11 protein-coding genes and 2 pseudogenes are annotated in these 14,353 nt (G+C 65.4%); all 13 read right to left on the bottom strand.

The window, feature by feature from the left end:
* Nucleotides 1-42: 42 nt before the first annotated feature.
* Nucleotides 43-1,491: a S8 family serine peptidase gene (locus AO716_RS06885; RefSeq protein WP_055240224.1), complete on the bottom strand. Its 1,449-nt coding sequence runs from the start codon at nt 1,489-1,491 to the stop codon at nt 43-45.
* Nucleotides 1,488-2,546 (bottom strand): exopolyphosphatase, encoded by a 1,059-nt coding sequence (locus AO716_RS17715; RefSeq protein ID WP_414826583.1) that lies wholly within the window; start codon nt 2,544-2,546, stop codon nt 1,488-1,490. The genes AO716_RS06885 and AO716_RS17715 overlap by 4 nt, the downstream gene beginning before the upstream one ends.
* A gap of 8 nt (nt 2,547-2,554) precedes the next feature.
* Nucleotides 2,555-3,146, bottom strand: a pseudogene (locus AO716_RS17710) (DUF501 domain-containing protein); the annotation flags it as partial.
* 83 nt (nt 3,147-3,229) lie between these two features.
* Nucleotides 3,230-4,072: an FtsB family cell division protein gene (locus AO716_RS17705; RefSeq protein ID WP_235472024.1), complete on the bottom strand. Its 843-nt coding sequence runs from the start codon at nt 4,070-4,072 to the stop codon at nt 3,230-3,232.
* 114 nt (nt 4,073-4,186) lie between these two features.
* Nucleotides 4,187-5,467: a phosphopyruvate hydratase gene (gene eno, locus AO716_RS06870; protein ID WP_055240222.1), complete on the bottom strand. Its 1,281-nt coding sequence runs from the start codon at nt 5,465-5,467 to the stop codon at nt 4,187-4,189.
* Nucleotides 5,468-5,584: 117 nt separating this feature from the next.
* Nucleotides 5,585-6,277, bottom strand: coding sequence for a MazG nucleotide pyrophosphohydrolase domain-containing protein (locus tag AO716_RS06865; protein ID WP_235472023.1), 693 nt, complete (start codon nt 6,275-6,277; stop codon nt 5,585-5,587).
* A complete protein-coding gene (locus AO716_RS06860) occupies nt 6,270-7,421 on the bottom strand; it encodes an adenosine deaminase (protein WP_055240220.1) in 1,152 nt (383 codons plus the stop codon). Before AO716_RS06860 ends, AO716_RS06865 begins: the two co-directional genes overlap by 8 nt.
* A 33-nt stretch (nt 7,422-7,454) precedes the next feature.
* A complete protein-coding gene (locus tag AO716_RS06855) occupies nt 7,455-8,099 on the bottom strand; it encodes a DedA family protein (protein ID WP_055240219.1) in 645 nt (214 codons plus the stop codon).
* A gap of 233 nt (nt 8,100-8,332) precedes the next feature.
* A complete protein-coding gene (locus AO716_RS06850; RefSeq protein WP_055240218.1) occupies nt 8,333-9,616 on the bottom strand; it encodes a thymidine phosphorylase in 1,284 nt (427 codons plus the stop codon).
* Nucleotides 9,613-10,047, bottom strand: a pseudogene (locus AO716_RS06845) (cytidine deaminase); the annotation flags it as partial. The pseudogene AO716_RS06845 and the gene AO716_RS06850, both read right to left, overlap by 4 nt.
* A gap of 22 nt (nt 10,048-10,069) precedes the next feature.
* Nucleotides 10,070-11,359 (bottom strand): ABC transporter permease, encoded by a 1,290-nt coding sequence (locus AO716_RS06840; RefSeq protein ID WP_055240216.1) that lies wholly within the window; start codon nt 11,357-11,359, stop codon nt 10,070-10,072.
* A complete protein-coding gene (locus AO716_RS06835) occupies nt 11,356-12,723 on the bottom strand; it encodes an ABC transporter permease (protein ID WP_055240215.1) in 1,368 nt (455 codons plus the stop codon). Before AO716_RS06835 ends, AO716_RS06840 begins: the two co-directional genes overlap by 4 nt.
* Entirely contained in the window at nt 12,720-14,264 is a 1,545-nt protein-coding gene (locus AO716_RS06830; RefSeq protein ID WP_055240214.1) for an ABC transporter ATP-binding protein, read from the bottom strand. The genes AO716_RS06835 and AO716_RS06830 overlap by 4 nt, the downstream gene beginning before the upstream one ends.
* Between the last annotated feature and the right edge of the window lie 89 nt (nt 14,265-14,353).

Here is a 14,353-nt window from a genome sequence, read left to right as displayed (position 1 = left end):
CAGCCCGGGGCGGGGCGCCGGCACGTCACATATCGTCCCCGCCTAGGGCTGCGGAGCCCGCTCGAGTTCCTCGTCAGCAGCGGTTTCCGGACCCGCGGTTTCAGCATCTTCGGTTTGGGCGGAACGCCTGACACGGCGTACGGCAAATGCCCCGCCCGCGCCCACAAGCAGAATCAGTCCCCCGAACCCAAACACCAGCATCGCCGGAAGCGGATCGTCCCCGGTGCGGGGATCGGCAGCTTCGGGCACCTGCGGTTCCGGGATATCCGGAAGGGACTGTCCCGGTGCAGGAGCGATGGTTTCGCTGGCCGGAGTTTCTCCGCGGCGGTGGATGCGGATCCATTCTTCGATGGTGCCAAGCGGGTTGCCCGCGACCGCCGGGACATCGGCGTTCAGCGCAGCGTTGGCATCCAGGATTCCGTAGCCGTACAGGGTGTCCCGCCCGGGGGCCCCGCTGTCCCTGGCCGTGGTGATGATCCGGTTAATGACCTGCGCAGCAGTGAGTTCCGGATAGGCAGACCGGATCAGTGCCGCGACGCCGGATACCAGCGGTGCAGCGCCGGAGGTGCCGGACCATCTGGCATAGCGTGAGGCGTCGCCCTCGGGCAGTCCGCCCAGGAGCTCTTCCGCGGGAGCCGCAACTCCAATGCTGATGCCTTCCGAGGATGAGTCCCAGCTGGCGCGGCCGTCACGGTCCAGCCCGGCGACAGTCAGGACTCCGGGAATCGTGGCGGGTGCGCCAACCTGCGTCATCCCGACTCCGCGGTTCCCGGCTGCAGCCACAACCACGACGTCGTTCTGTTCCGCGTACAGGAAGGCTTCGTCCCAGCTCTCGGGCCAGGAAGTCGAAGATGAGCCGAGGGACATGTTGATGACCTTGGCGCCGCTGTCCACAGCCCACCGCACGGCGTTGGGCAGCTGCTCGTCAATCGGGATGCCGCCGGGGTTCGCCTCGCCGATCCAGGCTGACACGGCCAGCAGTTCGGCTTTGGGCGCTACGCCGATGATGCCGTCCGGCCCGTTTCCGGGGCCGTCGTACTCCTTGGCGTCCTTGTCCTTATCCTTGGCATCCTTGGCGTCTTCGTCCTTGGAGTCCTTATCTTCGCTTTCGGCGGTGTGGCCCCGGCCGGCCAGCAGTGTGGCGACCAGGGTTCCGTGTGAAGGGTTGACGCCGATTCCCCGGGTACCCGCGGGGTCCCCGGCACCGGAGACGTCGGTGCCGCCGGTTACTGCGCCTGCCAGGTCCGGATGGGTGGAGTCGATGCCGGTGTCGATAACCGCCACCTTGACACCTTCGCCCTGTGACTTCTTCCAGGCTTCGGTAATGCCGTAGTCGCCGAGCCAGTATTCCCGCTCCCGCCACTCGTCGGCATGGGCTGCCGCCGGTGCAGAAAGCTGGAAGAGCATCACGGCTGTGAGTGAGAAGGCACCGGCGACGGCGGCACGTTTGAACGCGGCGCCCTTCCGGCGCCACTTTGCTTCCGGGCTCACCGCAGCGTGCTCAGGGCTATGCCGTCAAGGATGTCGTGCTCCGAGGTGACGGCGGTTTCCACGCGTCCGTCGGTCAGCTCCGACATCCGGTCCACGATCGTCTGCCAGATCAGCGCGCCTGCACCGATCACGTCCACGCGTCCGGGATGCATGTACGGCAGTGCTGCGCGCTCGCTCCGGCTCATGTGGATCAGGGACGACGACGCGTGGTCCACCGCTTCAACGCTCAGTTCGGTGCCGTGGATGGCTTCGGAGGAGTACTCCGGCAGTTTCAGCGCGTGTGCTGTAACTGTGGTGATGGTTCCGGCAACGCCTACCAGCTGGTCAGCAGTGGCCAGCGGAACAGTCTGGAGGACCTGGGCAATCATGTCCAGGATGTCCCCGCGGGCCATCGCGATTTCTGCATCGGTGGGGGGATCGGAAACCAGGTGGCGCTCAGTGAACCGGACACAGCCCATGTCTGTGCTCCTGGCGGCCAGGACCTCGGAGTCGATGCCCAGGACGAACTCAGTCGAGCCGCCGCCCAGATCCACCACAAGCGTGCGCGCACCCTTGTCACCGGCCAGGACGCTGGAGGCTCCCGCGAAGGAAAGCCCTGCTTCTTCATCCCCGGAGATGACCTCCGGTTCCACGCCCAGCCGGGCACGGATGCCCTTGGTGAAGTCTTTGCGGTTCTCGGCGTCACGGGTGGCCGATGTCGCAACGAAGCGGACCTTCTCTGCCCCGTGTTCCTTGATCAGCGCAGCGTATTCGTCAGTGGCTTCGAATGTCCGTTCCAGCGCGGCGTCGGACAGGCGCCCGGTGGCGTCCACGCCCTCCCCCAGGCGGACAATGCGCATCAGCCGTACGACGTCGGTGAGGCGGGTTACGCCGTTCTCCGTCCGTGCGTCGGCGATCAGGAGGCGGATCGAATTGGTGCCGCAGTCCACGGCGGCCACCCGGACGGTGTCGCCTGCAGTGCCTTCTGCGTTCTCTTCCATGGTGCCCTCCTGCTCGCGCGCCTGCTGTTCCTCAGCCTGCAGCGCCGCACGCCGGGCAGCCCTTTTCCGGTCCAGTTCCTCTGCCGAGAGGCCCTGGGTCTTCGTGTGGCGGCTCAGGTCACGGTCGGGTGCAGGACTGTTTGTGTCCCATGCGCCCTCACAATAGCAGCGGTCGCGGGTCCACCACTCGGCAATTGCATCCAGGGCTTCGTCTCCCAGCGGGTTGACCCCGGGGCCGGCGGCGAGGGAGTGTCCCACCAGGACGTGAAGGCATTTCACGCGGGTGGGCATACCTCCGGCAGAAACGCCATCGATCTCGGGGACAGGGCCCGTACCCGTGCGCTCACCTATTTCGTTGCGTACCTGAAGGTAGGCTTCGTGCGCCTGCCGGTAGCGTTCGGCCAGTTCGGGGTCCTGCTCGAGGCGGGCGGTCATCTCTGCCATGAGCCCGGCGGCTTCGAGCCGGGAGACGGCAGCAGTGATGACCGGGTGCGTCAGGTAGTACGTGGTCGGGAACGGAATTCCGTTTCCGAGCCGCGGCGCGGTGGTGGCGACCAGCGGGTTGCCGCAGACGCAGCGGGCGCCGATTTCGACGACGTCGCGGACCGGCCGTCCGAGCTGGCGGCTCAGGGTCTCCAGGTCTTCCTGGGTCGGGGTGAGCTGCTCTGGGGTCATGCCGGAGGGTCCTTCCTGGGGCCCGTAACGGACCCGAACTGATGATGTCTCAATGCACCAGCCTACTGTGCCCCGGAGCAGGGTTAAGGTGCTGTGGCGGACCGCACTACTGAATCCCAGAGCGCGTCAACCCATTCAAGGTCGGCGGGACCGTCGGCGGCGGCCTCTTCCTCGACGTCGTTTACGCCGTTTTCACCCTTTACCAGGTACCGGGTTTCACCGGGCATCACGAGGAAGATGCGCTCCCTGGCCTGCGCCTTGATGTAAGCGGGGTCTTCCCAGCGGTCCAGCGTCTGTTCAAGTTCCTGGCCAGTCTTCTGCTCTTCGGCTATCTCCGCTTCCAGTGCCGCAATCTCGGAGCGCTGCTGCAGGAACGTCCGGACGGAAGGCGCGAGCAGCACAGTGATCACCACCATCACGATGCCCAGGGCAAGCAGCCGTCCGGAGAATGACTTGGCGGGGACAGGCTTGAGCGCCGGTTCGGTACGGGGTTTACCTTCGGCGGATTCTGCCTGGGGAACATCCCTGCGGATTTCTGCCGCGAGCTCCTGCCGGGCCGCCGCCCGGGCAGCCGACGGATCTGCCGGCTTCGCAGGCTTTGCCGGTTTGGTTTTGGCCGGCCTGGCGCTTTTGCCGCCGCCGGCAGGCCTCGGCTGGGAGGGCTTGCGGCCTGCATGGCCGGTCCCCGCCGTGTCAGATCCACCCGTGTCAGATCCGGTCTTGGCAGATCCCGTCTTGCCGGATTCTGGCTTACCGTCTACTGGCTTACGGGACCCTGTGGGCTGCAGCCGGGCGCCCCTGGCCTGCGGTTCTTCCGTACCCGGGTGGCTGGATGCCGGCCTGGTGTCCGGGGCGCTGGAAGCACGCCGTTGTGTCCCGCCGGGCAGGCCTGAGGGTTTGGGGACCTTCGGGCGACGGGTGGACATGCTGCTCCTCATCTGGCTGGTTCATCGGCGCCGGCGGCCGTGCTTACGCCCTGCGGCGGAAACAGCACCGGTGGGCACCCTCTTAGTCGAGGGTACCCACCGGCGGCGGAGTTGCTAGGCCGTGAAACGCGGGAAAGCGCTGCGGCCTGCGTAGCGTGCGGCGTCGTCGAGCTCTTCTTCGATGCGCAGCAGCTGGTTGTACTTCGCGACGCGCTCGGAGCGGGCCGGGGCACCGGTCTTGATCTGGCCGGCATTGGTGGCAACGCAGATGTCGGCGATGGTGGTGTCCTCGGTTTCACCGGAACGGTGCGAGGTGATGGTGGTGTAGCCGGCACGCTGGGCCATGGTGATGGCGTCCAGGGTTTCGGACAGGGTGCCGATCTGGTTGACCTTCACCAGCAGGGAGTTGGCGGCGTTCTGCTTGATGCCGGTCTCCAGGCGGGCCGGGTTGGTGACGAACAGGTCGTCGCCAACCAGCTGGACCTTGTCGCCGAGGCGGGCGGTCAGTGCACTCCAGCCATCCCAGTCGTTCTCATCCAGCGGATCCTCGATGGAAACCAGCGGGTAGTCGCGCACCAGTTCCTCGTAGTACGCGGACATTTCCTCGGCGCTGCGGTTCTGGCCTTCGAAGACGTACGCGCCGTCCTTGAAGAACTCGGAGGAGGCAACGTCCAGGGCCAGGGCAATGTCGCGGCCGGGCTCGTAGCCCGCACGCTGGATCGCTTCCAGGATCAGGTCAAGGGCTGCGCGGTTGGAGGGCAGGTTCGGGGCGAAGCCGCCCTCGTCGCCGAGGCCGGTGGAGAGACCCTGTTCCTTCAGCACGGACTTGAGGTTGTGGTACACCTCGACGCCCCAGCGCAGGCCCTCCGAGTAGGTTTCGGCGCCCAGGGGAACGATCATGAATTCCTGGATGTCGACGTCGGAGTCTGCGTGCGAGCCGCCGTTGAGGATGTTCATCAGCGGGACCGGCAGGATGTGTGCGTTCGGGCCGCCCAGGTAACGGTAGAGCGGCAGGGCAGCGGATTCCGCGGCTGCGCGGGCGACTGCGAGGGAGACGCCCAGGATGGCGTTGGCGCCCAGCCCGGACTTGTTCTCGGTGCCGTCCAGGTCGATCATGGCCTGGTCGATGGCGCGCTGGTCAGCGGCGTCGAAGCCGAGCAGGGCGGGCTGGATCTGGTCGATCACTGCCTCGACTGCCTGGAGCACACCCTTGCCCTGGTAGCGGTCCTTCTCCCCGTCACGGCGTTCATTGGCCTCAAAGGCTCCGGTGGAAGCACCGGAGGGCACAGCGGCCCGGCCGAAGGTGTCGTCGTCGAGCAGTACCTCGACCTCTACGGTCGGATTTCCGCGGGAATCGAGGATCTCGCGGGCGTGAATGGCATCAATGATGGCCATGGGAATGCTCCTGTTCATTGGAACTTGGGTTGGTAACTACAGCCAGGCCTATGACGGGGACCACGCTGTCTGCTCCAAGCCTAGTGGAATCCGGCTTCGGAGTAAGGACTAACGCCGTCAATCGGCAGTACCGGGGCCTTGTGCCGTAAAACGGCGCACCGCTCCGCGCAGGGCTGCTTCCGGGTCGATGCCCCGTTCAGCAGCCTGGCGCACAGCTTCGAAGAGCAGGTCCCCCAGCTCATCCCGACCCTCGAATGCCGGCAGCGTTTCCGGCTTCGCCGGGACCGGCACGCCTGCCCGGCGGGCCCGCTCCTGTGTCTTGGCGGCAAGCGCCAGCGCAGGAAGGGACGCGGGAATGCCTTCGAACGGGTTGCTGCGCCGGGGGTTTTCGGTCTTCTTGGCGGCGTCCCAGGCCCGCTCGATCTCCGCTGTGTCCTCGGTGGTGTCCTCGGTCAGCGATCCGTCCGGACGGAATACATGGGGGTTGCGCCGGATCATTTTCCCGGTGAGACCGGAAACGACGTCATTGATCGAGAAGTTGCCGGTCTCTTCCTGGAGCCGCGCGTGCAGCAGCACCTGAAAGAGCAGGTCCCCCAGCTCGCCGCTGAGCTCACGGGAGTCTTCGGCGCCGGTATGGCCTGCTTCGACCGCCTCGATCACCTCGTAGCTTTCCTCCAGCAGGTATTCGAGGAGGGATTCGTGGGTGAGGGCACGTGTCCAGGGGCAGCGTTCGCGCAGCTGCGCAACGACCTGGGCCAGACGGACAAACGCCGGGCCCAGGTCACTGCTACCGGGCTGGGGATTAGCCACGTGCGTTGTTGAACCCATCGGTGATGTACTCGGCCAGCACAGCACGCTCTTCCAGCGGCAGGAACGCTGCGTTGGCGGCGTTGAGCGTCAGTTCCAGCAGGTCGTCCAGGTCGTAGCCGAAGGTCTCTACCAGCAGTTCCAGCTCATCGGTGAGGCTGACGCCGCTCATCAGCCGGTTGTCGGTGTTCACGGTCACCACGAAGCCGGTCTGGAAGAGCAGGTCGATCGGGTGGGACTCAATGTCGCCGCCGAAGGACTCCACTGCTCCGGTCTGCAGGTTCGAGGACGGGCAGATTTCAAGGGCGATGCCCCGGTCGCGGACCCAGGCGGCAACGTCGCCCAGGGTGACCATGCCTACGGAAGTGTCTTCGCCGGCGTCGGGCGCTTCTTCGTCTTCGAAGTCAACCTCAATGTCCTCGGCAATCCGCACGCCGTGGCCCAGGCGCAGCGCGCGGCCGTGGACCAGGGCATCGCTGATGCTCTCAACGCCGGCAGCTTCGCCGGCATGGACGGTGACGGGGAACATCTGCTCGGCGAGGTAGGTGAACGCGTCCTTGAAACGCGAGGGCGGGAATCCGTCTTCGGCTCCGGCAATGTCGAAGCCCACGGCTCCGCGGTCACGGTGCCGGACGGCGAGTTCGGCGATTTCCATACCGCGGTCGCCGTGGCGCATGGCGGTGATCAGCTGGCCCACCTGGATCAGGCGGCCGTTGGCTTCGGCGTCAGCAACGCCTGCCTCCAGTCCTGCCTGCACTGCCTCTACTGCTTCGTCCAGGGTGAGGCCGCCGGCAAGGTGCTGCTCCGGCGCCCAGCGGATTTCTGCGTAGACCACGCCGTCTTCAACGAGGTCCTCAACGAACTCGCGGGCAACCCGGCTCAGGCCTTCGCGCGTCTGCATGACTGCGATGGTGTGGTCGAAGGTCTCAAGATAGCGCACGAGCGAACCGGAGTTTGCGGACTCACGGAACCACTCCCCCAGCGCTACGGGATCGGTGGAGGGCAGCGTATGGCCCACGGTCTCGGCAAGTTCCACGATCGTGGACGGGCGAAGGCCGCCGTCAAGGTGGTCGTGCAGCGAAACCTTGGGCAGGACGCGGACGTCGAAGCTGGAAAGGGCAGCGGGATTCGTTATCGGCTCAGTCACATGCCAACTCTACGTGAGGCCTAGCCGGAGCGCTTAAGGCTCCGAGTCGACCCGTTCCTCGAGCGGCAGGCGGGTGCGGATGGGAGTTGGTCCGCGCAGTTTTGCGATGATCCGGTCGATGATCAAGCCCAGGACCAGTGCAACAGCGATAGCCACTACGACGGCGAGCAGGTGGTTCTCCTTGAACCAGGCGCCGGCCAGGGCCCCAATAGCTACGGAGTAGGCGGCCCAGAGCAGGGCAGACATGCCCGTCAGTGCCACGAACATCCGCCGCGGGAACCTTGTAGCCCCGGCGGTCAGGTTGACCACGACCCTGCCTACCGGAATGAACCGGGCAATCAGGATCAGGGACACGGCACGCTTCTCGAGTTCACGCCCGGCCCAGACGAATCCGCGCTGCATCCGTGGTCCGCGCATCCACCGGTACCGGTCAGTGCGGAGCGTCCGTCCCAGGGCATAGGCAATGTTGTCGCCCACGAATGCGCCCGCCGCGGCCGAAAGGAAGATCAGCCAGGCGTTCGGGCCTCCGTCCAGGAAGACCAGTGCCGCGAGGCCAACCACCAGGGATTCACTGGGGATAGGAGGAAAGAACCCGTCCAGCAGGCAGCAGGCGAAGAGCACCAGGTAAACCCATGGGGCGCCTGAATACGTCAGGACGAAGTTGTTGATGGTGTCCATTACGGCGTTTAGGACGTCCAATGGGCGGCACTCCTCGGGTCGGTATCAGTAACTACAACGATGCCACCTCCGTATGAGTGCCCGGCACCCGGAATGTCCCCGGGAACACCCTGAGTGAGCCCTCGGGCGACCCTGAGTGCCCCTTCCGGCCCACCCGCCGGACCAAACAGAACTGCCCGCATGAAAGCTCATGCGGGCAGTTCTGTTCTGTTTCTGCGAAAGGTAAGCCCCGGCTAGCTGATCCGGTCAATGATCAGCGGCTGGATTGCCGTGGCCTCCGGGGAAATCACGGCGGCGCCTTCCAATGCTTCCTTGGCGCGGTCGAACTTCTCCGGGGTATCGGTCAGCAGCGTCATCAGCGGCTGGCCGGCCTTGACTGTGTCTCCCGGCTTGGCGTGCAGGCGCACGCCCGCGCCCGCCTGCACGGCGTCTTCCTTCCGCGCCCGTCCGGCGCCGAGGCGCCAGGCTGCGACGCCAACGGAAAGGGCATCCAGCTCAGTGAGCACACCGTCGGCGGAGGCCACGATGGTCTCCGCTTCCTTCGCCACCGGCAGCTCGGCCTCGGGATCTCCGCCCTGGGCGGAAATCATCCGCCGCCACACGTCCATCGCACGGCCGTCCTTCAGGGCTGCCGCGGGATCGGCGTCGGGCCGGCCCGCCGCGGCGAGCATCTCCTTGGCCAGGGCCACGGTCAGCTCCACGACGTCGGATGGACCGCCGCCGGCGAGCACCTCCACGGACTCCTGGACCTCGATCGCATTTCCGGCGGTCAGGCCCAGCGGGGTGGACATGTTCGTGAGGAACGCCACAGTGTTCACGCCTGCGTCTTTACCAAGTGTGACCATGGTCCGGGCCAGCTCGCGGGCGTCGTCCACGTTCTTCATAAACGCGCCGGAGCCCACCTTCACGTCCAGGACCAGCGAGCCGGTCCCCTCCGCAATCTTCTTGCTCATGATCGAGGAGGCAATCAGCGGAATCGCTTCCACCGTGGCGGTCACGTCGCGCAGGGCGTAGAGCTTCTTGTCTGCCGGAGCCAGGCCTGCCCCGGCAGCGCAGATAACTGCTCCGACGTCGGCGAGCTGCGCCATCATCTCATCGTTGCTGAGCGCAGCACGCCAGCCGGGAATGGCCTCGAGCTTGTCCAGGGTGCCGCCGGTGTGGCCCAGACCGCGCCCGGAGAGCTGCGGCACGGCGACCCCGAAAACGGCAACCAGCGGTGCCAGCGGCAGGGTGATCTTGTCCCCCACACCGCCGGTGGAGTGCTTGTCGGACGTGGGCTTACCCAGGGAGGAGAAGTCCATCCGCTCGCCGGAGGCGATCATCGCAGCGGTCCAGCGGGAGATTTCCTCCCGGTTCATGCCGTTGAGCAGGATCGCCATGTTCAGGGCGGCCATCTGCTCGTCGGCAATCACGCCGCGGGTATAGGCGTCGATCGTCCAGTCGATCTGCTCCGGGCTCAGTGTGCCGCGGTCCCGCTTCACGCGGATGATGTCAACGGTGTCAAAACGCTCGCTCATTTGCCTGCCTGTCCTTCCAGGTGCTGCGGTCCGAAAGCATCGGGCAGCACTTCGTCCATGGTCCGGATTCCGCTGACGGTCAGCAGCTGCATGCCCGGTGCCCGGAATTCGTAGAGCAGCTGGCGGCAGCGCCCGCACGGCATGAGGATTTCGCCCTCACCGTCCACGCAGGTGAAGGCGACCAGGTGTCCGCCGCCGGTCATGTTCAGCTGGCTGATCATGGAGCACTCGGCGCACAGGGTCAGTCCGTAGCTGGCGTTCTCGATGTTGCAGCCGGAGACAATCCGGCCGTCGTCGGTCAGTGCGGCTGCTCCCACGGGGTACCGGGAGTAGGGAACGTAGGCGTGGGCCATGGCAGCCCTGGCCGCGTCCTGCAAAGCGTCCCAGTCGATTTCGTGCGCAGGGGTAACTGCGTTCATCTTCTGTCCTTTTTTGTCCTGGTCGGGAAGGGGATCAGCTCTTGATGTATGGAATGCCGCTGGCTGCCGGCCCGCGGGACTTACCTACTACACCGGCGACGGCGAAGATGGTCACCACGTAGGGCAGCATGGCCAGGAACTGGTTCGGCACCGGGGTGCCGAGCAGGCTGAGCACGGACTGCAGGTTGGACGCGAAGCCGAACAGCAGTGCTGCGAACAGCGCACCAATCGGGTTCCAGCGGCCCAGGATGAGCGCTGCGAGGGCAATGTAGCCCTGGCCGGATGTCATGTCCCGGTTGAAGGAGGACACTGCGACCAGGGTGAAGAACGCGCCGCCGACGCCGGCAACGGCACCGGCTAGCAGGACGTTCCAGAACCGCATGCGGTTCACATTGATGCCCACGGTGTCCGCGGCCTTCGGGTGCTCGCCCACGGCACGGGTACGCAGGCCCCACTTGGTGTGGAAGAGCCCGAAGTAGATCGCGGCCACGGCGATGTACATCAGGTAGCCGATCACCGACTGGTCAAACAGGATCGGGCCCAGGATCGGAATGTCAGAGAGCAGCGGGATAGCGATCTTGTCCAGGCGCGGGGGCGAGTTCCACTTCGCCGAGTCCGCGCTGAGCACGGTGGAGAAGAGGAATCCGGTCAGGCCGGAGACCAGCACGTTCAGCACGACGCCGACGATCACCTGGTTCACGATGTATTTGATGCTGAACACGGCAAGCACGAGAGAAACCAGCACACCGGCGATGGCCGCTGCGAACAGGCCCACGAAGGCGTTGCCGGACAGGGAACCCGCCACGGCTGCGGCGAAGGCGCCGAAGAGCAGCTGCCCTTCGATGGCAATGTTGACGACGCCGGAGCGTTCACACAGCACGCCCGAGAGCGAGCCGAAGATCAGCGGGAACGCCAGCGTGAACGATCCTGCCAGCAGGCCGTACAGAGCCACGCTGGGGCTGCGGGCGCTGCCCACCGCCCAGGTCAGGAAAGCGGCAATGAAGAACACCGCGAAGATGGCGATCAGCCATCCCGGCACATGCTGGTAGCGGTTGACCAGGATGAAGGCGTAGGCGGCGGAGGCCAGCAGCACAACGCTGGCGATCCAGCCCAGGACGGGCGCTGACACCACGATGTTGGGCAGCTGGATGGCTGCGTCGGCGTCCGTCAGGCGGAACGTCACCTCGCTGGACGGCGAGCCCAGTCCGAACATGATGAAGCCAAGGATTGCCAGGACACCCAGGATCACCGGAGTTTTCCAGCTGCGGATGGCTTTCACATCTGCCGGCTGGCCCTTGGAGGCGAGAGTTGTTGCGGTGCTCATGCTGCTCCTTGCGCTGCATCGGCTTTTTTGGTGGTGCGCTTGCCGGAGGTCTTGAACGCTCCGGGCGGCGGAATCCGGAACAGGGACCGGACCAGCGGAGGTGCGGCGATGAACAGGACGATCAGCGACTGGACAACCAGCACAATGTCGATGTTGGTTCCGGTGCTGGTCTGCATGGTGACGCCGCCTGCGCGGAACGCACCGAAGAGCAGACCGGCTGCGAAGGTTCCCCAGGGTGAGGAGCGGCCCAGCAGCGCCACGGTGATGGCGTCAAAGCCGAAGCTGGCAGCGACACCGGAGGTGAGTACCTTTTCGGTACCCGATACCTGCGCCACGCCGGCCAGGCCGGCCAGTGCACCGGCGATGAGCATCACGATGACGTAGCCCTTGGTGGTGTTGATGCCGGCGTTGCGGGCAGCCGCGGGGTTGGCGCCGACTGCGCGGAGCTCAAAGCCAACTGTGGACCGGTTCAGCAGCCACCAGATGAACACCGTGGCGGCAATCGCCATGATGAATCCCCAGTGCAGGCGGAACCCGGAGCCGAACAGCGGCGGGAACATGGCAGTTTCATCCAGCTGCGGGCTGATCGGGTTGGTGGAACCCGGGCGCTGGAATCCGGGCGTGGTGAGCAGGAATAGCACCAGCTGGATCGCGATGTAGTTCAGCATGATCGTGACGATCACTTCATGCGCGCCGGTCCGTGCCTTCAGCAGGCCGGCAATGCCGCCCCAGAGCGCACCGCCGACAGCACCGGCAATAATCACGATCAGCAGGTGCAGGCCCACGGGCAGGTGCCAGCTGAAGCCGACCCAGGCTGCCAGTGTGGCGCCGATCAGGATCTGGCCCTGCGCACCGATGTTGAACAGGCCGGCGCGGAAAGCGAGGGCGACGCCGAGGCCGGCACAGATCAGCGGGGTCGCCACTGTCAGGGTCTGGGTCAGCGGGTAGATCATCCGGGAGAAGGTGTCGGCCTCGAAGTTGAAGACCGAGCCCTGGAAGAGGGCCACGTAGGCACCCGATGCCGCGGACCAGGCAGCGCCCAGCATGTCCCCGGGCTTGTTGAAGAAGTAGCCCGCGGCGTCCGCGACCTCTTCGTCTGTCAGGGCAATGAGCAGCCCGCCGACAACCAGGGCCATCAGCACGGACAGCACTGAAACCAGCGCGTTGCCGGTGACGATGCGGCGCAGCACGGACTCGTTGCCGGTTTCCGGGTGGAGTTCGGATTCCGGCACGGGTACGGCCGGCGGCGGAAGTGCCCCGCCTGCGGTTTCGGCAGCGGACAGCAGCCGCGTTTCGTCAGCGGCCGCTTCCTCTTTCCGGTGGGCTGGATCGCCCTGCTGCCTGTTTGCTTCCTCCGGGCTCACTGCGCCCCTCCCTCGTTCTCGCTCTGGTGCGAAAGTGCATCTTCAGCGCTCATGCCGGCCATCATCAGGCCCAGCACATCGCGCGAGGTGTTGCCCGGGACAATGCCCATGACCCTGCCGCTGTACAGCACGGCTATCCGGTCTGCCAGTTCCAGGACCTCGTCCAGTTCCGTGGACACGATCATCACCGGGGTTCCGCCGTCGCGTTCTGCAACGATCCGCCTGTGCAGGAACTCAATGGAGCCGACGTCGACGCCGCGGGTGGGCTGCGAGGCAATGAACAGGGACAGGGGCCGGGACAGTTCCCGGGCCATAACGACCTTCTGCTGGTTGCCGCCGGACAGGGTGCCGGCTGCGGCTTCGGCCGACTGCGTGCGGATGTCGAACTCGTCAATCTTCTCCGCGGCGTTGGCTGCAACCACGGCCGGACGCATGGACAGGCCCTTGGCGAACGGCGTCTTGTTGTAGCGGTTCAGGACCAGGTTCTCCGCGACGGTGAACGTACCCACGAGCCCGTCCACACTGCGGTCTTCGGGCACAAAGCCCACACCTGCGTCGATGATCTGGGCCACGCGCTTCCCGATCAGTTCTTCGCCGTCGAGCTTGATCGATCCCGTGACGTGTTCCTGCAGGCCCATGATGGCCTCAGTCAGTTCAGTCTGGCCGTTGCCCTGGACACCGGCGACGGCGAGGATCTCGCCCTTGGCGATTTCGAAGCTGATGTGGTCCACAACGGCCTGGCCGGTGTCGGAGAGCACCACCAGGTCGCGGACCTGGAAGGTGGCCTCGCCGAGCTTGGCCGGTTCCTTCTGCAGGTTCAGGCTGACCGAACGGCCCACCATCATGGAAGCAAGCTCAGTGGTCGAAGCACTCGGCGGTGCATCTCCCACCACCTTGCCGCGGCGGATCACGGTAATGACGTCGGAGACGGCCTTGACCTCGCGCAGCTTGTGGGAGATGAAGACGACGGATTTGCCGTCGTCACACAGCTGGCGCATGATCGCCAGCAGCTCATCGGTCTCCCTTGGAGTCAGCACGGCAGTGGGCTCATCCAGGATCAGGACTTCAGCGTCCCGGATCAGGGCCTTGATGATTTCCACCCGCTGCTGCACGCCAACCGGAAGATCTTCCACGACGGCGTCGGGATCGACGTCGAACCCGTACTGTTCGGAGATCTGCCGGATGCGTGCCCGTGTGGTCTCAAGGTTCAGGGATCCGCCGGCGCGGGTCGTTTCGTTGCCCAGCGCCACGTTCTCCGCAACGGTGAACACGGGAACCAGCATGAAGTGCTGGTGCACCATGCCGATTCCTGCTGCCATGGCATCACCGGGACCTGAGAAGACAACGGGTTTGCCGTTGATCAGGATTTGGCCCTCTGTGGGTTCGTAGAGGCCGTACAGGACGTTCATCAGCGTTGACTTGCCCGCCCCGTTCTCCCCGAGAAGGCTGTGCACCTGTCCCGGTTCGATCACCAGGTCTATGTGGTCGTTGGCTACCAGAGTGCCGAAGCGCTTAGTGATGCCTTTGAGTTCGAGTTTCACAACCCCAACCAATCTGTTTGTGTCTGAGTGTTTGGGTACTCCCAAAGGAAGATTACCCGGAACAGAACGAACCGCCGTCCGCCCGGTGG

Origin of the sequence: Arthrobacter sp. Edens01 (assembly GCF_001307035.1) — a bacterium.
Lineage (GTDB): Bacteria > Actinomycetota > Actinomycetes > Actinomycetales > Micrococcaceae > Arthrobacter_B.
The sequence above is the reverse complement of the archived record's forward strand: the minus strand, read 5'-3'. Positions and strand labels throughout refer to the sequence as shown.